Source organism: Streptomyces endophyticus (genome assembly GCF_035798155.1).
Classification (GTDB): domain Bacteria; phylum Actinomycetota; class Actinomycetes; order Streptomycetales; family Streptomycetaceae; genus Streptomyces; species Streptomyces endophyticus.
Window position 1 is genome coordinate 1 of record NZ_JAOZYC010000124.1, and the last position, 564, is coordinate 564.

At 52.7% G+C, this 564-nt stretch carries 1 protein-coding gene; it reads right to left on the minus strand.

What is annotated here, in order from left to right; translation table 11 throughout:
• Window positions 1-276: 276 nt before the first annotated feature.
• Window positions 277-564, minus strand: a 288-nt coding sequence (locus tag OKJ99_RS20370; protein ID WP_326018327.1) for an acetyl-coenzyme A synthetase N-terminal domain-containing protein, incomplete at its 5' end; no start/stop codon positions are given.

Here is a 564-nt window from a genome sequence, read left to right on the forward strand (position 1 = left end):
TTTGTGATGAAATTGCTGCGTTCTTTAATGATTGTTCTTGCTTTGGGAGTTTCAGCATCTGTCGCGCAAGCTAGAGATTCCTTTAATATTGGAATCAATTTCGGTGGCTATGGCGGTCATGGATATTACGGTGCTCCAGCGGTGACTTACCATGCAGTGCCGCAGGTGGTTTATTACGATGCCCCTAGAGCGTATTACCCTGCACCGCATGCTTATTATCGCGCTCCTGTAATTGGTTATCGTGATGTGTATTATGGCGCACCTCGCCATCATTTTTCAGGGGTGACGATCGAGGCAGTTGTAGGAAACGTTGAGGGTGCCGTCGGCGAACCACTTGATGTCGACATGGTGATCGTCGAAGGACGTCTGCTTCACCGTGGTGAAAGGCTTGATCCAGTCGAGGCGCTTGGCTTGCTCGCGCCAGAAGCCGTCCGGGTTGACGACTGACTGCTGGTACATGGCCTTGTAGGTCGCCTCGTCGGTCAGGGTGTTGGCCAGAACCTCGGGACGAACGGGATACAGGGAAGCCGCACTCATCTTTGTTACCTCGGAGATCGGAAGAGC